Origin of the sequence: Novosphingobium sp. MD-1, from assembly GCF_001014975.1 — a bacterium.
GTDB lineage: Bacteria > Pseudomonadota > Alphaproteobacteria > Sphingomonadales > Sphingomonadaceae > Novosphingobium.
In genome coordinates this window covers 229896-249269 of sequence record NZ_BBXA01000033.1, presented here as the reverse complement: position 1 = coordinate 249269, position 19374 = coordinate 229896, and the positions used below count along the sequence as shown (strand labels likewise).

The 19374-nt window shown below is 64.8% G+C and carries 17 protein-coding genes; 8 read left to right on the top strand and 9 right to left on the bottom strand.

The window, feature by feature from the left end; translation table 11 throughout:
* Window positions 1-96: 96 nt before the first annotated feature.
* Together NMD1_RS18850 and NMD1_RS21280 are read right to left on the bottom strand one after the other, a co-directional pair.
* Window positions 97-336: a PspC domain-containing protein gene (locus NMD1_RS18850; protein ID WP_125956453.1), complete on the bottom strand. Its 240-nt coding sequence runs from the start codon at window positions 334-336 to the stop codon at window positions 97-99.
* Window positions 333-476, bottom strand: a complete 144-nt coding sequence (locus NMD1_RS21280; RefSeq protein ID WP_158454015.1) for a hypothetical protein — start codon at window positions 474-476, stop codon at window positions 333-335. The genes NMD1_RS18850 and NMD1_RS21280 overlap by 4 nt, the downstream gene beginning before the upstream one ends.
* A gap of 408 nt (window positions 477-884) precedes the next feature.
* Between NMD1_RS21280 and rimP the strand changes: the two genes are divergently transcribed.
* The 4 genes from rimP to infB are packed head-to-tail and all read left to right on the top strand — an operon-like array spanning window position 885 to window position 6385.
* Window positions 885-1463: a ribosome maturation protein RimP gene (rimP, locus tag NMD1_RS18845; protein WP_124810766.1), complete on the top strand. Its 579-nt coding sequence runs from the start codon at window positions 885-887 to the stop codon at window positions 1461-1463.
* Between the two features lie 2 nt (window positions 1464-1465).
* Complete coding sequence (gene nusA / locus NMD1_RS18840; RefSeq protein ID WP_125956451.1) at window positions 1466-3103, top strand: transcription termination factor NusA; 1638 nt, start codon at window positions 1466-1468, stop codon at window positions 3101-3103.
* The gene (locus NMD1_RS18835; RefSeq protein ID WP_125956448.1) at window positions 3084-3818 is read left to right on the top strand and encodes a DUF448 domain-containing protein; all 735 of its coding nucleotides are present in this window, start codon (window positions 3084-3086) and stop codon (window positions 3816-3818) included. The genes nusA and NMD1_RS18835 overlap by 20 nt, the downstream gene beginning before the upstream one ends.
* 5 nt (window positions 3819-3823) lie before the next feature.
* On the top strand, window positions 3824-6385 hold the full coding sequence (gene infB / locus NMD1_RS18830; protein ID WP_199558165.1) for a translation initiation factor IF-2: 2562 nt from the start codon (window positions 3824-3826) through the stop codon (window positions 6383-6385).
* 412 nt (window positions 6386-6797) lie between these two features.
* On the opposite strand, the gene pnp is transcribed toward infB, so the two are convergent.
* From pnp to NMD1_RS18810, 4 genes are all read right to left on the bottom strand, one after another.
* On the bottom strand, window positions 6798-9095 hold the full coding sequence (pnp, locus tag NMD1_RS18825; protein WP_125956444.1) for a polyribonucleotide nucleotidyltransferase: 2298 nt from the start codon (window positions 9093-9095) through the stop codon (window positions 6798-6800).
* A 164-nt stretch (window positions 9096-9259) separates the two neighbouring features.
* Window positions 9260-9529 (bottom strand): 30S ribosomal protein S15, encoded by a 270-nt coding sequence (gene rpsO, locus NMD1_RS18820; protein ID WP_124809182.1) that lies wholly within the window; start codon window positions 9527-9529, stop codon window positions 9260-9262.
* A 21-nt stretch (window positions 9530-9550) separates the two neighbouring features.
* Window positions 9551-10444, bottom strand: coding sequence for a tRNA pseudouridine(55) synthase TruB (gene truB / locus NMD1_RS18815; RefSeq protein WP_124809181.1), 894 nt, complete (start codon window positions 10442-10444; stop codon window positions 9551-9553).
* A 62-nt stretch (window positions 10445-10506) separates the two neighbouring features.
* A complete protein-coding gene (locus tag NMD1_RS18810) occupies window positions 10507-10896 on the bottom strand; it encodes a DUF6491 family protein (protein ID WP_124809180.1) in 390 nt (129 codons plus the stop codon).
* Between the two features lie 279 nt (window positions 10897-11175).
* On the opposite strand from NMD1_RS18810, the gene NMD1_RS18805 reads away from it, so the two are divergent.
* From NMD1_RS18805 to NMD1_RS18790, 4 genes are all read left to right on the top strand, one after another.
* Complete coding sequence (locus NMD1_RS18805; protein WP_125956441.1) at window positions 11176-13266, top strand: catalase; 2091 nt, start codon at window positions 11176-11178, stop codon at window positions 13264-13266.
* Complete coding sequence (locus NMD1_RS18800) at window positions 13263-14999, top strand: FAD/NAD(P)-binding protein (protein ID WP_125956439.1); 1737 nt, start codon at window positions 13263-13265, stop codon at window positions 14997-14999. Before NMD1_RS18805 ends, NMD1_RS18800 begins: the two co-directional genes overlap by 4 nt.
* A gap of 89 nt (window positions 15000-15088) precedes the next feature.
* On the top strand, window positions 15089-16051 hold the full coding sequence (locus NMD1_RS18795; protein WP_125956437.1) for a carbon-nitrogen hydrolase family protein: 963 nt from the start codon (window positions 15089-15091) through the stop codon (window positions 16049-16051).
* An 18-nt stretch (window positions 16052-16069) separates the two neighbouring features.
* Complete coding sequence (locus NMD1_RS18790) at window positions 16070-16666, top strand: cysteine hydrolase family protein (protein WP_125956435.1); 597 nt, start codon at window positions 16070-16072, stop codon at window positions 16664-16666.
* A 63-nt stretch (window positions 16667-16729) separates the two neighbouring features.
* Here NMD1_RS18790 and NMD1_RS18785 read toward each other — a convergent pair whose 3' ends face one another.
* The 3 genes from NMD1_RS18785 to NMD1_RS18775 all read right to left on the bottom strand — a co-directional run bounded on the left by NMD1_RS18785 (window position 16730) and on the right by NMD1_RS18775 (window position 19367).
* Window positions 16730-17455, bottom strand: a complete 726-nt coding sequence (locus NMD1_RS18785) for a GntR family transcriptional regulator (RefSeq protein WP_125956433.1) — start codon at window positions 17453-17455, stop codon at window positions 16730-16732.
* A 77-nt stretch (window positions 17456-17532) separates the two neighbouring features.
* A complete protein-coding gene (locus NMD1_RS18780; RefSeq protein ID WP_125956430.1) occupies window positions 17533-18171 on the bottom strand; it encodes an isochorismatase family protein in 639 nt (212 codons plus the stop codon).
* The gene (locus NMD1_RS18775) at window positions 18171-19367 is read right to left on the bottom strand and encodes a CaiB/BaiF CoA-transferase family protein (RefSeq protein ID WP_125956428.1); all 1197 of its coding nucleotides are present in this window, start codon (window positions 19365-19367) and stop codon (window positions 18171-18173) included. The genes NMD1_RS18780 and NMD1_RS18775 overlap by 1 nt, the downstream gene beginning before the upstream one ends.
* Between the last annotated feature and the right edge of the window lie 7 nt (window positions 19368-19374).

Sequence of the window (19374 nt, the reverse complement as noted above, 5' to 3'; positions counted from 1 at the left end):
CAGGGGGGAGGAGCCTCGTTTGACGCCGCCGGTGTTCGGGGGGATGGCGGGCGTCAGGTCGCGGCGCTGTTGCGGCTTCGCGAACCGGATGTGCGATCAGGAATCCGCGATCAGGCCGATGGCGAGATAGATCAGGAGCAGCGAGCCGAAGCCGACCAGCGTGCCGACGACCCAGGCGATGCGCACCAGAGTGACATCGATCCCGAAATAGTCGGCGATACCGGCCGAAACGCCCATGATCTTGCCACGGGCCTTGTTCAGGCGGAACTGGCCGGAGCGGGCGGCACGGCTTGAAACCGGGCGGACGGCGGAATCTTCAAAGCGCAGGTCGGTCATGCGACGTACCCCGAAACGGTGGTGGCAGCGACCGGCGACGAGGCCGGCGTGGAGACGGTGCCGCTGATCAGCGCCAGCGAAAGGGTAAGCGCGGCGAAAGCGGCGGCGATTTGGTTCGAGAACGAGCGAATGGCGATCATGGTCGGGTCCTTTCGGGTTTGAATGTCCGGGTTTGAATGTCCGGGTTTGAATAGGCTGACGAAGCGTGTGTTCCGTCGATGCCAACTCCATTGCAGAAGGCGTGCCAAACCCGAAGAATGGCTCAAATCCGCCGTTTACTGACAAGAGGCGGCCTATTCACCGGATGTTCATTCCTGAAATTCGGTAAAAATTCCCAATCTATGGCATTTGCCTGATGGGTAATCGCGGTTCGTGCTCCGTTCGCGTTTTACCGTTCGGTTTGGGCTTGCAAAATCGTGCGCTCGGGCCTATCTGCGCTTCATCCCGACATTGTGAAGGCAAGGTCAGGGCTGGCGCCGGAAGGGGCCGGCACGATCGGCCTTTCCCGTTTCCGGGGTTTTGCCGCATCATCGGCGCTTGGAGTTTGCATGGCGGATATCGCGCGGATCATCGAGGTTGTCGAACCCGAGGCCAAGGCCCTGGGTTTCGATCTCGTGCGCGTGCGCCTGTTCGGCAAGACCGAGGTGGGCGACGAGGAGCACACGCTCCAGATCATGGCCGAACGGCCCGAAACCGGCCAGCTGGTGATCGCGGACTGCGCGGCGCTGTCGCACCGCATTTCCGATCGCATCGACGCGCTGGAAGAAGCGGGCGAAGTGCTGATCGAGGACGCCTATCGCCTGGAAGTCAGCTCGCCCGGCATCGATCGCCCGCTGACTCGGCTCAAGGATTTCGCCAACTGGACCGGGCATGAAGCCCGGATCGAGCTGGATGACCTGCTCGAAGGGCGCAAGCGGTTCCGTGGCGAACTGCTGGGCCTTGAGGGCGAGACCATTTCGATTGCCGACGACGGCGTGACCTATGCCGTGCCGTTCGGCCTGATTGCCAATGCCAAGCTTGTTCTGACCGACAAGCTGATCGCAGCCTCCCGGCCGATCGACGCTTCCGGAGTTGATGTGGAAGAGTTCGATGGTGCGGACGATATTCTTGAGGAACAGGAAGACTGACCATGGCCAGTGCGATTTCCGCCAACCGCGCCGAGCTGCTCGCGATCGCCAACGCGGTTGCGACCGAGAAGATGATCGACAAGACGATCGTCATCGAGGCGATGGAGGAGGCGATCCAGAAATCGGCGCGTAACCGTTACGGCGCCGAAAACGATATTCGCGCGAAGCTGGACCCGCGCACCGGCGACCTGCGCCTGTGGCGCGTCGTCGAAGTGGTCGACGTGGTCGAGGACTACTTCAAGCAGGTCGATCTCAAGCAGGCTGAAAAGCTGCAGCCGGGTGCAAAGGTGGGGGACTTCATCGTCGATCCGCTGCCGCCGGTTGATCTTGGCCGCATCGACGCGCAGTCGGCCAAGCAGGTGATCTTCCAGAAGGTTCGCGATGCCGAACGCGATCGCCAGTATGAAGAATTCAAGGATCGCGCGGGCGAAGTGATCACCGGCGTGATCAAGTCGGTCGAATTCGGCCACGTCATCGTCAACCTCGGCCGCGCCGAGGGCGTGATCCGCCGCGACCAGCAGATTCCGCGCGAAGTGCCGCGCGTGGGCGAGCGCGTGCGCGCGCTGATCCTGAAGGTCGAGCGCCAGAACCGTGGCCCGCAGATTTTCCTCAGCCGCGCGCACCCGGACTTCATGAAGAAGCTGTTCGCGCAGGAAGTGCCCGAAATCTACGACGGCATCATCGAGATCAAGGCCGCCGCCCGCGATCCGGGCAGCCGCGCCAAGATCGGCGTGATCAGCCGCGACAGCTCGATCGATCCCGTCGGCGCCTGCGTAGGCATGAAGGGCAGCCGCGTGCAGGCCGTCGTGCAGGAACTGCAGGGCGAAAAGATCGACATCATCCCGTGGAGCGAGGACACCGCGACGTTCGTGGTCAACGCGCTGCAGCCGGCCACCGTCAGCCGCGTGGTGATCGACGAAGAGGAAAGCCGCATCGAAGTGGTGGTGCCCGATGACCAGCTTTCGCTGGCGATCGGTCGCCGTGGCCAGAACGTGCGCCTCGCTTCGTCGCTGACCGGTTCGGCCATCGACATCCTGACCGAGGCCGAGGCTTCGGAGAAGCGCCAGAAGGAATTCGCCGAGCGTTCGAAGATGTTCGAGGAAGAACTCGACGTCGACGAAACGCTGTCGCAGCTGCTGGTTGCCGAAGGCTTCAGCGAGCTGGAAGAAGTCGCCTACATCGACGTGGCCGAACTGGCGACGATTGAGGGCTTCGACGAGGAACTGGCCGAGGAACTGCAAAGCCGCGCGGCCGAGGCGTTGGAGCGCCGAGAGGACGGTTTCCGCCAGGAACGTCGTGCGCTGGGCGTCGAGGATGCGCTGGCCGAGCTGCCGCACCTGTCCGAAGCGATGCTGGTCACGCTGGGCAAGGCCGGGATCAAGACGCTGGACGATCTGGCCGATCTGGCCACCGACGAACTGATCGCGCGCAAGCGGGCCGAGCAGCGCCGCCGCGACAACACCCGCCGCGACCGTTCGGAACGGTCGGAAGACAAGGGCGGCGTGCTGGGTGAATATGGCCTGAGCGAAGAGCAGGGCAACGAGATCATCATGGCTGCGCGCGCGCACTGGTTCGATGACGAGCCGGAAGCTGCCGCCCCCGCATTCGAGGAGGCCGCTGATGCGGAATCCTCACAATGAGCCGCTAGTCGCCGAAAGGCAGAAGACGCGCACGGCGGGGGAAGCCTCGCCGGAGCGGCGTTGCGTGCTCACCGGTCGTCACGATGACCGCGATGCGCTGATCCGGCTTGCGCTGTCGCCCATGGGCGATGTCGCGCCGGACCCTTTGGCGCGCGCGCCGGGGCGGGGCGCCTGGATCGGCGTGAGCCGGGCCGAGCTGGCGCAGGCGCTGGCCAACGGCAAGCTCAAGGGCGCGCTGGCGCGGGCTTTCAAGGGCGCGCCGCTGACGATTCCGTCCGACCTTCCCGAACGGACCGAAGCCGCGCTGCTGCGCGCGCTGACGGATCGGCTGGGCATCGAACTGCGCGCTGGCAACATGCTGCTGGGTACCGAAAAGATCGCGCAGGGGTGCCGGGCGGGCGCGGTGACGTTCCTGGCCCACGCCAGCGATGCCGGCAGCGATGGACCGAACAAGCTGGCGCAGGCCTGGCGGGTGGGCGAGGAAGCCGAAGGCACGGGTCTGAAAGGCATCATCTTGCCGCTGGACCGGGCGGCGCTGTCTGTGGCATTGGGCCGCGACAACGTCGTTCATCTGGCGCTGACCGACGACGCGGCGGCCGCTAGGGTTGCCGCACCGCTTCAGCGGCTGCTGCATTTCATGGGGCGTGACGAAAAGTCCGCCGGTGATGTCGCTGCTTCGGTGGCGAATGACGATTTTGATACGAAGGGCGAATGAGTTCGATGAGCGATAGCGACAAGAAGCCGACACTGGGCCGCAGGCCGCTGGGCCTGAAGACCTCGGTCGAGGCGGGAGAGGTCAAGCAGACCTTCAGCCATGGTCGCACCAATAAGGTGGTGGTCGAGGTCAAGCGGCGCAAGCTGATGCCGCGTGCCGGCGGGCCTGAGGCCGCCCCGGCCGCCGCGCCCGCTCCGGAACCCGTTGTCGCGCGGCCGGCCCCTGCCGCGCCGCCGGCGCCGCCCCCGGCCGCGCCCGCCGCATCGCGCGAAACGCGCCAGGAATTGCAGGCACGTCTGCTGCGCGAGGCCGAGGAAGCCCGTCTCGCCGCGCTGGAGGCCGCCAACCGCCGCGAACAGGAAGAACGCCAGCGCGCGGTGGACGAAGAGCGTCGCCGCGCCGAGGAAAACCGCAAGGCCGAGGAAGCGCCCGCGGCTGCGGCGCCGGAACCGCAGCCCGAACCCGTGGCCGAGGCGGCTCCCCCGGTGGAAGCCCCGGCCGCTGCGCCGGCTGCTCCCGCTGTTGTGGAAGAGCGAGCCGCGCCGACGTCGAACACGGGTAGTGCGACGCCCGCACCCGCGCCGCGCCGCTTTACCCCGGTTGCTCCGGTCAAGCGGCCCGAACCGCCGAAGAAGCCGCAGCAGCGTGACAAGAACGCGGTGGACCGCCGCCAGGCGGGCAAGCTGACCGTCACGCGCGCGCTGAACGAGGATGAGGGCGCCCGCGCCCGTTCGCTCGCGGCGCTGAAGCGCGCCCGCGAAAAGGAACGCCGCGCGCATTATGCCGGCCAGCAGCACCAGCGTGAAAAGCAGGTGCGCGACGTGATCGTGCCCGAAGCGATCACGGTGCAGGACCTGGCGAACCGCATGGCCGAAAAGGCGGCGGACCTCGTCAAGGCGCTGTTCAAGATGGGCATGATGGTCACCATCAACCAGACCATCGACCAGGATACCGCCGAACTGCTGGTCACCGAATTCGGCCACAACATCCAGCGCGTCAACGAAAGCGATGTCGATATCGATACCGCCGCCGACGTCGATGCGGATGAAACGCTGAAGACGCGCCCGCCCGTGGTGGCCATCATGGGCCACGTCGATCACGGCAAGACCTCGCTGCTCGATGCGCTGCGCGGCACCGACGTGGTGCGTGGCGAAGCCGGCGGCATCACGCAGCACATCGGGGCGTATCAGATCAAGACCAAGGGGGGCGACTATGTCACCTTCCTCGATACGCCGGGCCACGAAGCCTTCACCGAAATGCGGATGCGCGGCGCCAACGTCACCGATATCGTCATCCTCGTGGTGGCGGGCGATGACGGGCTGATGCCGCAGACGATCGAGGCGATCAACCACACCAAGGCGGCCGGCGTGCCGATGATCGTGGCGATCACCAAGAGCGACAAGCCGGAGTTCAACCCGCAGAAGATCCGCGAGCGCCTGCTCGAGCACGAAATCATCGTCGAAGAGATGTCGGGCGACGTGCAGGACGTGGAAGTCTCCGCCAAGACCGGCGCCGGGCTGGACGAGCTGATCGAGAAGATCCTGCTCCAGGCGGAACTGATGGAGCTGAAGGCCAACCCCGATCGCGCGGCGGAAGCCACCGTGATCGAGGCCAAGCTAGACAAGGGCAAGGGGCCGCTGGCCACTGTGCTGATTAACCGCGGCACGCTGCGGGTTGGCGACATCCTCGTCGTCGGCACCCAGTCCGGCCGTGTCCGCGCCATGCTGGACGACAAGGGCCGGCAGGTGAAGGCCGCGCCGCCCGCGCTGCCGGTGGAAGTGCTGGGCATCGGCGGTGTGCCGATGGCCGGCGATACGCTGACCGTGGTCGAGAACGAGGCCCGCGCTCGCGAAGTGGCCGCCTACCGTCAGGAAAAGGCGACCGCCAAGCGCACGACGACCGCCCCGTCCAGCATCGAGAACATGTTCTCCGCGCTTGCCGCGAAGAACACCGTGATCGAATACCCGCTGGTGGTGAAGGCGGACGTGCAGGGGTCCACCGAAGCGATCGTCAACGCGCTCAACCGTATCTCGACCGACGAGATCAAGGTGCGCATCCTCAATTCGGGCGTCGGCGCGATCACCGAAAGCGATGTCATGCTGGCGCAGGCCAGCGGGGCACCGATCGTCGGCTTCAACGTCCGTCCGAACGCCAAGGCGCGCGAACTGATCGAACGCAACAAGGTGCGGCTGAAGTATCACGACGTGATCTACCAGCTGACCGACGACATCCGTTCGGAAATGGCCGGCGAGCTTGGACCCGAACGGATCGAAACCGTTGTCGGCCGCGCGGAGATCAAGGAAGTGTTCCCGGCGGGCAAGAAGGACAAGGCAGCCGGTCTGCTGGTTCTGGAAGGCTATATCCGCAAGGGCATCAATGCCCGCCTTACGCGCAACGATGTCATCGTCAGCAAGACCGTCATCGCATCGCTGCGCCGCTTCAAGGACGACGTGCCGGAAGTGCGCGCGGGGCTGGAATGCGGCGTGGTGCTGCAGGACACCAACGACATCAAGCCGGGCGACATGCTCGAAGTGTTCGAGGTGGAAGAGCGCGAACGCACGCTCTGATCCTTACCCGATCGACACACAAAACGCCGGGGCAGCCGAAGGGCCGCTCCGGCGTTTTTGTTTGGGGGGCTCGGCTTTGCGGGCACATGGCGTGGAGGCCCACCCCGTTGCGACTAGCGCCGCCTGCGGCGACGCAAGTCTCACTCCCCTCCCGCTTGCGGGAGGGGCCGGGGGTGGGGCACGCCCCGCGATCCAATCCCCCCCAACGAAAGGCGATGATGTCGCCTTACCCTAGGCGTTCGTCATTGCGAGCGTAGCGAAACAATCCAGAGCGGCTTGAGGGTGACTCTGGATTGCTTCGTCGACTGCTTCTCCTCGCAATGACGATGGTGATTTTGCAAAAAACGTAAACGCCAAAAGAAAAGAGGCCCGCGTTGCCGCGAGCCTCTGTTTCTTTTCCGGTGAAGGCCGATCAGTCGTCGGACTTCAGGAACGCCGGCATGTGATCGGGGGCCGGGCCGTCGTCGCGATCGCGGCGCGGGCCGCGGTCGCCATCACGGCGGGGGCCACGATCACCGCGACCGCCACGGTCGCCGCGCGGGCCACGGCGGTCACCACGATCACCGCGATCGCCACGCGGTTCGCGCGGTTCACGGGGCGGGCGGGTGTCTTCGAGTTCCGCGCCGGTTTCCTGATCGACCACGCGCATCGACAGGCGGACCTTGCCGCGCTGGTCGATTTCGAGAACCTTGACGAAGACGTCCTGGCCTTCCTTGACCACATCGGTCGGCTTCTCGACGCGCTCGTTCTTCATTTCGGAGACGTGGACGAGACCGTCCTTGCCGCCCATGAAGTTCACGAAAGCGCCGAAATCGACGATGTTGACGACCTTGCCCTTGTAGACCTTGCCCACTTCGGCCTCGGCCACGATGCCGATGATCCAGTTCTTGGCGGCCTCGATCTGCGACAGGTCGGACGAGCTGATCTTGATCAGGCCTTCGTCGTCGATGTCGACCTTGGCGCCGGTGGTGGCCACGATCTCGCGGATCACCTTGCCGCCGGTGCCGATCACGTCACGGATCTTCGACTTGTCGATCGAGATCGTTTCGATGCGCGGGGCATGGGCCGAAAGCTCGGTGCGGACTTCGCCCAGGGCCTTGGTCATTTCACCCAGGATGTGCGCGCGGCCTTCCTTGGCCTGCGCCAGCGCGGTCGCGAAGATTTCCTTCGTGATGCCGGCCACCTTGATGTCCATCTGCATCGTGGTGATGCCTTCGCTGGTGCCGGCCACCTTGAAGTCCATGTCGCCGAGATGGTCCTCGTCGCCCAGGATGTCCGAAAGGACCGCGAACTTGTCGCCTTCCAGGATCAGGCCCATCGCGATGCCCGAAACCGGGCGCACGATCGGAACGCCCGCGTCCATCATCGAAAGACAGCCGCCGCACACGGTCGCCATCGAGGACGAGCCGTTCGATTCCGTGACGTCCGACAGGACGCGGATCGTGTAGGGGAAGTCTTCCTTCGACGGCAGCACCGGATGCAGCGCGCGCCATGCCAGCTTGCCGTGGCCCACTTCGCGGCGGCCCGGGGCGCCGAAGCGGCCCACTTCGCCGACCGAATAGGGCGGGAAGTTGTAGTGCAGCATGAAGCTTTCGTAGCGCAGGCCGTCGAGGCCATCGATCATCTGCTCGGCGTCCTTGGTGCCCAGCGTGGTGGTGCAGATCGTCTGCGTTTCACCGCGCGTGAACAGCGCCGAACCGTGCGTGCGCGGCAGGAAGCCGACGATGCTTTCGATCGGGCGGACCTGCGTGACAGTGCGTCCGTCGATGCGCTGGCCGTCCTTGAGGATGGCGGTGCGCACGATGTCGGCCTCGACCTTCTTCAAGGTCTTGATCGCGACCATCTGGGTCTGCGGGGTCTCGTCGGAGAAGGCTTCCTTCGCCTTGGCGCGGGCTGCGTTGAGCGCGTCCGAGCGGGCCGACTTGTTGGTCAGCTTGTAGGCGGCGGCGATATCCTTGCCGACCAGGCTCTTGAGCTTCTTCTTGATGTCCGCGGTGTTGTCGGTGAGATCGATTTCCCACGGATCCTTCGCGGCCTTTTCGGCCAGTTCGATGATCGCAGCGACGACCTTGCGGCTTTCGTCATGGGCGAACATGACCGCGCCGAGCATTTCGTCCTCGGTCAGTTCCTTGGCTTCCGATTCCACCATCATCACGGCGGTATCGGTAGCGGCGACGACCAGATCGAGGCGGCCTTCGGCGACTTCGGCCGACGACGGGTTGAGCTGGTATTCGCCGTCCTTGAAGCCGACGCGCGCGGCGCCGATCGGCCCCATGAAGGGCACGCCCGAGATCGTCAGCGCGGCCGAAGCGGCGATCATCGCGACGATATCGGGTTCGGTCTCGCCGTCATAGCTCAGCACCTGGGCGATGACGTTGATTTCGTTGTAGAAGCCTTCGGGGAACAGCGGACGGACCGGGCGGTCGATCAGGCGGGAAACCAGCGTTTCCTTTTCCGTGGCGCCGCGTTCGCGCTTGAAGAAGCCACCGGGGATGCGGCCGGCGGCGGAATACTTTTCCTGGTAGTGGACGGTCAGCGGGAAGAAGTCCTGCCCTTCCTTCACCGACTTGGCGGCCGTGACCGCGCAGAGCACGACTGTTTCGCCATACGTGGCGAGGACCGCGCCGTCAGCCTGACGGGCAATGCGGCCGGTTTCGAGGGTGAGGGTCTTTCCGCCCCACTCCAGCGATACGGTTTTGACGTCGAACATTTCGTTTCCTTCAGCCCGCGCGCCCTATTGCATCGCGGGGTTTGCTGCCGGGGAATCCCGTCCCGGTCCGGTGCGGGGCCATTGATCGTGCCCCAGAGGCCACTCGCCGGATTGCGAGCCAGGCCCAAAAGCAAAAGCGGCCCGCTAGGGGCCGCTCCGCTTGGTTACTTGCGCAGACCGAGCTTCTGGATCAGCGCGTTGTAGCGCTCGACATCCTTCTTCTTCAGGTAGTCGAGCAGGCTGCGACGCTTGTTGACCATCTGCAGCAGGCCACGGCGGGAATGGTTGTCCTTGTGGTGGCTCTTGAAGTGCTCGGTCAGCGTCTGGATACGGCTGGTGAGGATCGCCACCTGGACTTCCGGCGAGCCGGTGTCGTTCGCCGCGCGGGCGTTGCTCTGGATGACTTCCTGCTTCTTTTCAGCGGTAATCGACATATTCTTACTCCGCGACATCCTTCAAAGGTTGAAACCCCGCACCACGATCAGGCTTCCGCCTGAAAGCTCCACCAGCGCGACCGGCACTCTGCCGTGGCGCGCCCAGTATAGCCCGTCGTGAAAGGGCAACCCGGCCAGAACGCGGCCCTGACGGACCGCTCTTGCCTGTTCCGGGTCAAGGTCAAGAGCCGGGATGTCGACCAGCCCTGCCTCCAGCGGCAAGATCACGTTCTCAAGTGGCGCGCCTTTACCCACATCGTTCAATTTGTCCAGCGAAATCGCGTGATCCAGCCCGAACGGGCCGGCGCGCAGGCGGCGCAGCATGGTGACGTGCCCGACCGTGCCGAGCGCCCGCGCGATATCGCGCGCGAGGCTGCGGATGTAGGTGCCCTTCGAGACGTGCGCAACGAGGGTGACCTCCTCGACCGGTTCCTCCCCGTGGGCGAGGATATCCAGCGCATGGACCGTTACCGCGCGCGCTTTCAGTTCCACCGCTTCGCCCGCGCGGGCGCGGTCGTAGGCGCGCTGGCCATCGACCATCAGCGCCGAATAGGCGGGCGGCACCTGCTCGATCGGGCCGGTGAAGCGCGGCAGGATGGCATGAAGGGCGGCGAGGGTAGGGCGCACCACGCTTTCGGCGATGACGCTACCTTCCAGGTCCAGCGTGTCGGTTTCGCTGCCGAAACGGATGGTGAAGGCATATTCCTTGCTGGCATCCAGCATCCGCCCGCACAGCTTGGTCGCTTCGCCCACCGCGATGGGCAGGATGCCCGAGGCGAGCGGATCGAGCGTGCCGCCATGGCCGACCTTCGCCTTGCCGAGCCCCGCCTGCCGCAGGTTGCGTTTTACCGCAGCCACGGCCTGGGTTGAACCCAGGCCGATCGGCTTGTCGAGGATGATCCACCCGTTCGTCATGGCCCGGCGCCATAGAGCGACCGGGCGGCGATGTCAGCCGCGATAGTTCCAGCGCGGAGCGATCAGGACTTGTGCGCAGCGTTCGCCGACTTCACCGGCGGGGCATCGACTTTGACGAAGCTCTGGATCGGATAGTGCTGGCCGCGCACCACGACATCGGCCCAGCGATCCAGCCGGTCGGTGCCGCTGTTCTGGATGCCGACCGCTTCCACGAAGGGCAAGTCGAACGCCGGCGTCATCAGCGTGGCGCGATACCATTGCCGGCCGCTGTCCTGAAAATAGATCACGCGGTCGCCGTCCGCGCGCCAATCCCGGATCGCGCCGTGGTTGATGAAGGGGACCGACGCCTCCTCGCTTGGCGCGGCCCGCGCCATCGCGGTCGAAGCGGCAACCGGGGATGCCACCATGGCCAGCGCAGCCAGAGGGGCGAGGAACAGTGCTTTGTTCTTCATGGCTTTTGCTCCATCGAGTTTATGCCCCCGACATGGCGCGGCTTCGCACCGGTTCAAGCTGCCGATACACTAGATTACACAACGTGACGTTAGGATGAATGCGGTGACCGGGCGGCGCTGCCGGAGCGGTGTCCTCTTTCTTGCTGTATGTGAATATCCTGCGCGGCCGGCACCATCGCCATCCTCGCGAGTTGTGATGCCGGGGCACGATTGCGTGCGCCAACCCATCATCACCGCATCGTCGCCGCAAGGCGTCGCCACAGCAGGGAAGGCATCGCCATGGCCAAGTCGCCTCGACCCCCTTCGGACCGTCGCCCAGCGGCCGGAGGCGAGACTCATCAGCGCGCGGAGGATCTGGATACCGCGGTTCTCACCACCAACCACGGCGTTCCCGTTTCCGACAACCAGAATTCGCTGAAGAGCGGATCGCGCGGGCCGACGCTGCTCGAAGACTTCGTGCTGCGCGAAAAGATCTTCCACTTCGATCACGAACGCATTCCCGAGCGCATCGTCCATGCGCGCGGCAGCGGCGCGCACGGCGTGTTCGAGGCGACCGACGACATTTCCGACCTGACAAAGGCCGCGGTCTTTACCAAGGGCGAAAAGACCGAGGTGTTCGTGCGCTTTTCCACCGTCGCCGGCGGCGCCGGGTCGGTCGATACGCCGCGCGACGTGCGTGGCTTCGCGGTCAAATTCTACACGCGGGAAGGCAACTGGGATCTGGTGGGCAACAACATTCCGGTGTTCTTCATCCAGGATGCGCTCAAGTTTCCCGACCTTGTCCATGCCGTGAAGATGGAGGCCGATCGCGGCTACCCGCAGGCAGCCAGCGCCCACGATACGTTCTGGGACTGGGCCTCGCTGATGCCGGAGACGACCCACATGCTGTTGTGGGCGATGTCGGATCGCGCCCTGCCGCGCGCGTTCCGGACGATGGAAGGGTTCGGCGTCCATACGTTCAAGCTCGTCAACGCGAAGGGAGAGGCGAGCTTCGTCAAGTTCCACTGGAAGCCACGGCTCGGCCTGCAATCGACGGTCTGGGACGAGGCGCTCAAGCTGCAGGCGGCGGACAACGACTACCAGCGCCGCGACCTGTTCGAAGCCATCGATACCGGCAATTTTCCGCAGTGGGACCTGGGCATACAGGTGTTCGACCAGGCCTTCGCCGAGGCGCAGCCCTATGACGTGCTGGATGCGACCAAGCTTGTTCCCGAAGAGGACGTGCCCGTCCGCCTCATCGGCACGCTGACGCTGAACCGCAACGTCGACAATTTCTTCGCCGAGACGGAGCAGGTGGCCTTCCTGCCGTCAAACGTCCCGCCGGGCATCGACTTTTCGAACGACCCGTTGTTGCAGGGGCGGCTGTTCTCCTATCTCGACACGCAGAACTCGCGCCTCGGTACTACCAACTTCCACCAGATCCCCGTCAATGCGCCGCGCTGTCCGTTCGGCAATTTCCAGCGCGACGGCAAGATGCAGACCATGGTGCCCAAGGGCCGCGCCAATTACGAGCCCAACAGCCTTGCCGCGCATGGCGAGGAAGGCGGCCCGCGCGAAAGCGCCTTGGCCGGGTTTGCCACGGCGGATGCCGCTACCGGTGCGGAAGAGAGCGGCGAAAAGCTGCGCGTCCGTCCGGAGACCTTTGCGGATCACTACAGCCAGGCACGCCTGTTCTATCGCTCGCAGACGCCCAGCGAGCAGGCGCATATCGCCTCGGCCTTCGTGTTCGAACTCTCGAAAGTCGGCCTGCTCGATCAGGTGCCGCCGCGCATGGTGGCGAACCTGCGCAATGTCGACGAGGACCTTGCCCGGCGCGTTGCCAACGGGCTCGGCATCCCGCTCCCGCCCAAGACACGGGCGGCGAAGGAGCCGATCGACATGCCGCCCTCAGACGCGCTGTCGATCCACAAGAACATGAAGGAAACGCTGGAAGGCCGCGCGGTCGGCATTCTCATAGCCGATGGCACCGATGCCGCCGTACTCGACGCGGTGATCGGCGCGGTCAGGAAGGCCAAGGGCAAGGCCGTGATCGTCGCGCCCAAGGTGGGCGGGGCAAAGCTGAGCGATGGATCGGTGCGCAAGGCCGACGGCCAGCTTGCCGGATCGCCAAGCCAGATCTTCGACGCTGTCGCCATCGTGGTGTCGGACGATGGTTGCGCGGCCCTGCTCAAGGACGCGGCGGCCGTGCAGTTCGCGATGGATGCTTTCGGGCATTTGAAAGCGATCGGCCACAGCGACGCGGCGAAGCCCTTGCTGGACAAGGCTGGCGTCACGCCTGACGAAGGCGTCACCGGCCTTGGGAAGCCGTTCGTCGCCGCGGCCGCGCGCCGGTTCTACGATCGCGAGCCGAACGTGCGCACGCTGGCATGAAACTGCCGGCGCTGCAGGACGGGGACGCGCTTCGGGAAGTCGGCCCGGCGTCGATCGCGCTGATCGGCGCCGGGCCGACTTCCATCTATACGCTCCAGGCCCTGCTGGCGCGGGCGGCTGGCCCGCTCTCGATCACGATCTTCGAAGAGCAGGCGCGGGCCGGGCTGGGGACGCCTTACCGCCCCGGCTGGAACGATCCGGCGATGCTCGCCAACATCGCCAGCATCGAGCTTCCGCCCGTCGGGATGACGCTGGTAGAGTGGCTGGCGCGGCAGGCGCCCGAGCGGCTCGCGGGATACAACATCGATCCGGATGGCATCGACGAACGCACTTTCTACCCCCGCGTGGTGCTCGGCCATTACTTGCGCGACCGGTTCGAGGCGCTGGTCGCCGAGGGGCGTGCGGCTGGCCATGCGATCGACGTCCGTGTCCGGTCGCGGGTGACGGACATAGCGGCGGAAGGGGATGGCCTGTGCCTTTCCGTGCAGCCGTGCGGCGGCCCGGCCTACCAGGCGCGGTTCGGGCAGCTTGTGATCGCGACCGGGCATGAATGGCCCGAGGAACCGGAGGTTCGGCCGGGCTACTTCGCCAGCCCGTGGCCGGCCAGCGCGCTCAAGCGCATCCCGGCCGGGCCGGTCGGCATTCGCGGAACATCGCTCAGCGCGATCGACGCGGCGGTCGCGCTGGCGGTTCACCACGGCGCGTTCGTGATCGCCGCTGGCGAGGACGCGGGCGAGCCGGCGCCGGGGGAGAGCGCACCGGCGGAGGATCAGACGCTTCGCTGGAAGCCGCAGGCCGGCGGCGCCGCGCTGCACATCACGATGATGTCGCGCAAGGGCTTGATGCCGGAGGCGGATTTCTTTTGTCCCATCCCGCATGAACCGTTGACCATTTTCACCGAGGAGGCCGTGCAGGGGCTGATCGAAGCGGGCGAAAGTGGCCTGCTCGATCGCACCTACGGGCTGTTCGAGGAACAATTGCGATTTGTCGATCCGGACTATGCCGACAAGATCGGGAGGGATTCCTCCGTCGAGGTCTTCGGCGAGCGCTATTTCGCCGAACGCCTCGCCGCCGATCCCTTCGCGTGGGCGCAGGCCAATCTCGACGAGGCGCGAAAGAATTTCGAAACCGGGACCACCGTTCCGTGGCGCTATGCGATCCTGAGGGCGCACGAGGTGTTCGCGCTGATCGTGCCGCATCTCGATGAAGCGGATCACGCCCGCTTTTCACAGCATCTCCAGCCGATTTTCACGGACAATTACGCAACCGTGCCTCACGCATCGATCGAGCGCCTTCTGGCGCTGCATCGCGCCGGCGCGCTTGCCATCCTCGCGGTGGGCGACGATGCTAGGCTCGATACGCATTCGGACGCGTCGGGTGCGACCATGTCGTTCGACGGCCAACAGCATCATTTTCCCGCGTTCATCGACGCTACGGGCCAGCGGCCGCTGGAAGCGGCGGCGTTCCCGTTCCAGACCCTGCTCGATCAGGGCGTTGTGCTGGATGCGGGGGAAATCGGGGCGGGATACCGCGGGGTCGTGATCGACGATGACTTTCGGCCTGTCTCGGAGCAGCCGGTTGCCCGGCGCATCCATCTGCTGAGCCTGCCATTCATTCTGGGGCGGCATCCCTTCATCCAGGGCCTGACCAGCTGCCACGAAATGGGGGAGGCCGTCGGCGCGCGGCTCGCCGAACACGTGGCATGTGATCTGGAAAACATGGCCGCGTCTTGAGGGCGATTTTCGCACAACAAAGCACTTGTCACGGTATTGTATACATTTAACCTGCTCGCGTGCGCAATCGGGGAGCAGGTTTTTACGGCATGGCAAGGAAGCTGAAGGTCGCTGCGGCGCATATATCGCCGGTGTTCATGGACCCGATGGGCTCCGCCGAAAAGGCCGCCGAATGGATACGCCGTGGCGGTCGGGACGGCGTGGACTTCATCGTTTTCCCGGAGGTATTCATCCCGGGCTTTCCCTATTGGATCAACAGCTACGCCCCGCTCGCGCAACTGACGGCGAACCGGCTCTACCAGGATCGGTCGATCGAGGCGGATGGTCCGGAACTGGCGATCGTGCGCGAGGCGGCGCGCGATGCCGGCGTGGTGGTGGCGATGGGGGCCAGCGAACGCGCGAAGGGCGGCCGCACCTGCTTCAATTCGACCGCCTTTATCGATCGCGATGGAACGCTGCTGGGCATCCACCGCAAGCTCAAGCCGACCTACGCCGAGCGGTACATATGGGGGCAGGGCGACGGCTCCACGCTGTTCGTGCTCGATAGCGCGGTGGGTCGCATCGGAGGGCTTGCCTGCTGGGAGCATACGATGAACCTCGCGCGCCAGGCGCTGATCGAGCAGGGCATCGAGATTCACGCCGCTCTGTGGCCCGGACTTTCGACGATCAGGGGGCTTGAGGACATCAATGACCTTCAGGTCGAGGCGATGATGCGCAATCACGCGCTGACCGGCCAGTGCTTCGTGGTGTGTGCATCGAGCCCGGTAACGGAGGAGATGGTCCGGTTCATGACCGATGAGCTCGGGCCGCATGACTGGTTGAGCCCGGGCGGCGGCTGGACGAGCGTGATCCATCCCTTCGGCGCCACGCTCGCCGGGCCGCTGACCGGGGGCGGGGATCAGCTTCTTGTCGCGGAGATCGACCTCGACGATCGCCATGACGTCAAAATGTGGGTCGACAGCACGGGCCATTATGCGCGCCCGGACGTGCTGAGCCTGCGTTTCGACCGCCGCGCGCAGAAGACAGTCATAGAAGTGGGCGATGACGCCTGAAAGACGGGAAGCTTTGAAATGATGAAGGCGGAAGGATCGGCTCTGATCGTGGTCGATATGCAGAACGGGTTTCTCGAGGACGACAGCGCCATGGCGCGCATCGGCTTCGACGTGGGCCTGCTGCGCGCGGCGATCGAGCCTTGTGAGCGGGTGGTGGCGGCGGCGCGCAAGGCGGCAGTCCCGATAATCTGGACACGCTATGTGTACAAGCCGGACTATTCGGACGGTGGCGTGATGGTCGATCTGATCCCCGGCCTCAAGACCGAGCGCGCGGTATGCCAGGGCGATCGCGAGGTCGAGATCATCGACCGGCTCGCGCCGCTGCCCGGGGAGCTGGTGGTGGACAAGAACCGTCCGAGCGCCTTCTTCGGCACCAACCTGCTGGACGCCCTGAAGGAAAGGGGCGTGCGACAGCTGTTTGTCTGCGGCGTCACCACCAATTGCTGCGTCGAAAGCACGGTGCGCGATGCCGCGCATCACGATTACCCGGTCTATGTCATCGCGGATGCTTGCGCGGAAGCCGATGAAAGCCGTCAGGCCCATGCTCTCCAGGTCATGGGCCTCCTGTTCGCACGCGTGGTGACGGTGGACGAGGTCGAGGCCGCGCTGGGATAGATGCCGTTCGCCTGCGCGAACGAGACGGCGTGCGGTTCGATCTGAAGCCGCACGCCGTGGACGTCATTTCACCAGGGCAATCTCCGCCTTGCTGCCGCGGCTGCCTTTGGCGGGGGGCGTCTTGGCTTCCACGGGAGGAGGCGTCATAGCCTCCATATCGCCCAGCGTGACGTGATACGCGCGGCGGATGTGGTTATCCATGATCGACCGGGCCCATTCGCTGTCTTTCGCCCGGCACGCCAGCACCAATTCCTCGTGGTCGGCATGGCTTCGGGAGAGGCCGGCCTTGTCATAATTGCGTGCGGTGCGGTGCAGGATCGATTGTTCGACGATCAGGCTGCGCATCTTGATGAGCCGCTCCGACTGCGATGCCTGCAGCAGGACGTTGTGGAAATGGCGGTTGTGCGTGACGAATGCCTCGGCATCCAGCTTGATAGAGCCGTGGATCGCTTTCTCGATCTCGTCATTGTGGCGTTCGAGCGTTTCGATCTCGGCCGCAGTGATGCGGGCGGCGGCGCGGGCGGCGGCGTGGCTTTCCAGCAGCGCGCGCAAGGTGAAGATTTCCTCGACCTCATCGGCGCTCCAGTCGGGCACGAAGGTGCGCTGCGTATCGGTGCGGCGGACCAGCATCTCCGCTTCGAGGCGGCGGAGCGCATCGCGGATCGGCGTGCGCGACACGCCACAGAGCTCCGCCAGCTCTTCTTCCTTCAGCTGGGTCTGCGGTGCGAGCGCGCCGGACAGGATTCGCTCCCGGATCATCTCATAAGCGACATCGGACGCGCGCGACATTGAGGTCTCCAGTTTGTGTACAGTCCGGGGGCGCTATGCGCTTATCCCTATCCCGACAAGTGACTCTGGTGGTCCTTTCATCGCATTTTTGCAATTCCTGCCATCAAATCAAGTGCCTCCATCTCCGAGACAACTTCGGCGTACTTGTTTTGCAGGTCGAACAGGTTGGCCTCGTGCGGGCGCGGATCGCGGTCGCCACAGGCATCGGCGATGACATACGGCGTAAAGCCGTTTTGCAAGGCATCGAGCGCTGTCGCCCGCACGCATCCCGAGGTCGAAAAGCCGGTGATCATCGCGGTATCGATGCCCATCGCGCGCAACGTGGCGGCAAGCGACGTGCCGAAGAAGGCCGAAGCATATTGCTTGGATACAACGATTTCATCGGCGCGTGGTTCGATCCCTTCCGGAAAATCCCCAAGCGGCGAGCCTTCGAGGAATGCGGAGAGCGCGGCGATCTTCTTGTAGAACAGTCCGCCATCCGCTCCGCCGGCCTGATAGACGACCCTCGTGAAGATCACCGGTACTCCGGCTTTGCGTGCGGCATCGATGATGCGGATATTGGACGCCAGCGCTGACTCTACCCCGGCATAGAGCGGCGAAGCCTTGTCGAGATAGGCGGTGCATACATCGACGATGATCAGCGCGGGCGATTGGCCGAAGGGCAGCTTGCCGTTGAAACCGGCCTTGGCATAGTCGGCGTCGAGATCCTGTGTCATCAAATCACCTTGTCCGCGCGCAGTTGTTCGATCTCTCCGGTGCTCAGGCCCAACAGGCCGCCATAGATCTCGTCGTTGTGCTGACCGATCTCGGCAGGGGCGGGGGTCCGCACCGACCCGGGGGTAAGCGACATCTTCGGGAAGGCGTTTTGCATCTTGATCGGACCGAACCGTTCGCTTTCGATGTCGACGATCGCCTCGCGCGCGGCGAAATGCGGATCGGAGAGCATCTCGGGCGCGCGGAACATCTTGCCGGCGGGCACTGCATATTCGAGCATCAGCGCCTCCAGATCTTCCATCGTCTGCGTCGCCGTCCAGTCATTGATGATCTGATCCAGTTCCGCCTGCCGCTTGCCGCGTTCGATATGCGTGGAATAGCGCGGATCGGTCGCCAGATCGGGGCGTTGCATTGCCTGGCACAGGCGGGCGAAGATAGTGTTCTGGTTGGCGCCGATCAGAAACTCGCCATCCTTGCAGGTATAGACGTTGGAAGGCGCGATGCCGGGAAGGGCGGAGCCCGACCGCTCGCGGATGAAGCCCGATACGACATATTCCGGGATCAGGCTTTCCATGACCTGCAGTACCGACTCGTAAAGCGCGGAGTCGACGATCTGTCCCTGTCCGGTCTTCTCGCGATGATGGAGCGCGGCGAGCGCCCCCATGCAGGCATAACTCGCCGCGAGTGAATCGCCGATCGATATGCCCATGCGCGATGGCGGCCGATCCGGATCGCCATTGATGTAGCGCCAACCACCCATCGCCTCGCCAATCCCACCGAAACCGGCGCGCGAGGCATAAGGACCGGTCTGACCGTAACCCGACACGCGAACGATGATCAGGCCGGGATTGTCCGCCATGAGCACATCCGGTCCCAGACCCCAGCCCTCGATGGTGCCTGGGCGGAAGTTCTCGATCACGATGTCGGCCGTGCCAATCAGCTTTCGGGCGAGGTCCTGACCGCCCTTCTGGCGCAGGTCGATGCTGACCGCCTTCTTGTTGCGCGAGACGACCTCCCACCAGACGCTATGATCGCCCCGGCCCCACTGGCGCATGGCGTCACCCATTTCCGGGGGTTCCACCTTGATCACCTCGGCGCCCATATCTCCCAGCAACTGCCCGCAGAACGGACCGGCGATCAGGGTCCCCATCTCCACGACGCGCAGGCCCTTCAACGCGCCCCTGTTTTCGACTGGCATTCGACGA

Bases quoted from the DNA above. Each gene is read 5' to 3' on its own strand.
- NMD1_RS18850 (WP_125956453.1), bottom strand. From the start codon at position 336: ATGACCGACCTGCGCTTTGAAGATTCCGCCGTCCGCCCGGTTTCAAGC.
- NMD1_RS18800 (WP_125956439.1), top strand. From the start codon at position 13,263: ATGAAACTGCCGGCGCTGCAGGACGGGGACGCGCTTCGGGAAGTCGGC.
- rimP (WP_124810766.1), top strand. From the start codon at position 885: ATGGCGGATATCGCGCGGATCATCGAGGTTGTCGAACCCGAGGCCAAG.
- nusA (WP_125956451.1), top strand. From the start codon at position 1,466: ATGGCCAGTGCGATTTCCGCCAACCGCGCCGAGCTGCTCGCGATCGCC.
- rpsO (WP_124809182.1), bottom strand. From the start codon at position 9,529: ATGTCGATTACCGCTGAAAAGAAGCAGGAAGTCATCCAGAGCAACGCC.
- NMD1_RS18785 (WP_125956433.1), bottom strand. From the start codon at position 17,455: ATGTCGCGCGCGTCCGATGTCGCTTATGAGATGATCCGGGAGCGAATC.
- NMD1_RS18790 (WP_125956435.1), top strand. From the start codon at position 16,070: ATGATGAAGGCGGAAGGATCGGCTCTGATCGTGGTCGATATGCAGAAC.
- NMD1_RS18835 (WP_125956448.1), top strand. From the start codon at position 3,084: ATGCGGAATCCTCACAATGAGCCGCTAGTCGCCGAAAGGCAGAAGACG.
- NMD1_RS18775 (WP_125956428.1), bottom strand. From the start codon at position 19,367: ATGCCAGTCGAAAACAGGGGCGCGTTGAAGGGCCTGCGCGTCGTGGAG.
- NMD1_RS18780 (WP_125956430.1), bottom strand. From the start codon at position 18,171: ATGACACAGGATCTCGACGCCGACTATGCCAAGGCCGGTTTCAACGGC.
- truB (WP_124809181.1), bottom strand. From the start codon at position 10,444: ATGACGAACGGGTGGATCATCCTCGACAAGCCGATCGGCCTGGGTTCA.
- NMD1_RS18810 (WP_124809180.1), bottom strand. From the start codon at position 10,896: ATGAAGAACAAAGCACTGTTCCTCGCCCCTCTGGCTGCGCTGGCCATG.
- NMD1_RS18805 (WP_125956441.1), top strand. From the start codon at position 11,176: ATGGCCAAGTCGCCTCGACCCCCTTCGGACCGTCGCCCAGCGGCCGGA.
- infB (WP_199558165.1), top strand. From the start codon at position 3,824: ATGAGCGATAGCGACAAGAAGCCGACACTGGGCCGCAGGCCGCTGGGC.
- pnp (WP_125956444.1), bottom strand. From the start codon at position 9,095: ATGTTCGACGTCAAAACCGTATCGCTGGAGTGGGGCGGAAAGACCCTC.
- NMD1_RS18795 (WP_125956437.1), top strand. From the start codon at position 15,089: ATGGCAAGGAAGCTGAAGGTCGCTGCGGCGCATATATCGCCGGTGTTC.
- NMD1_RS21280 (WP_158454015.1), bottom strand. From the start codon at position 476: ATGATCGCCATTCGCTCGTTCTCGAACCAAATCGCCGCCGCTTTCGCC.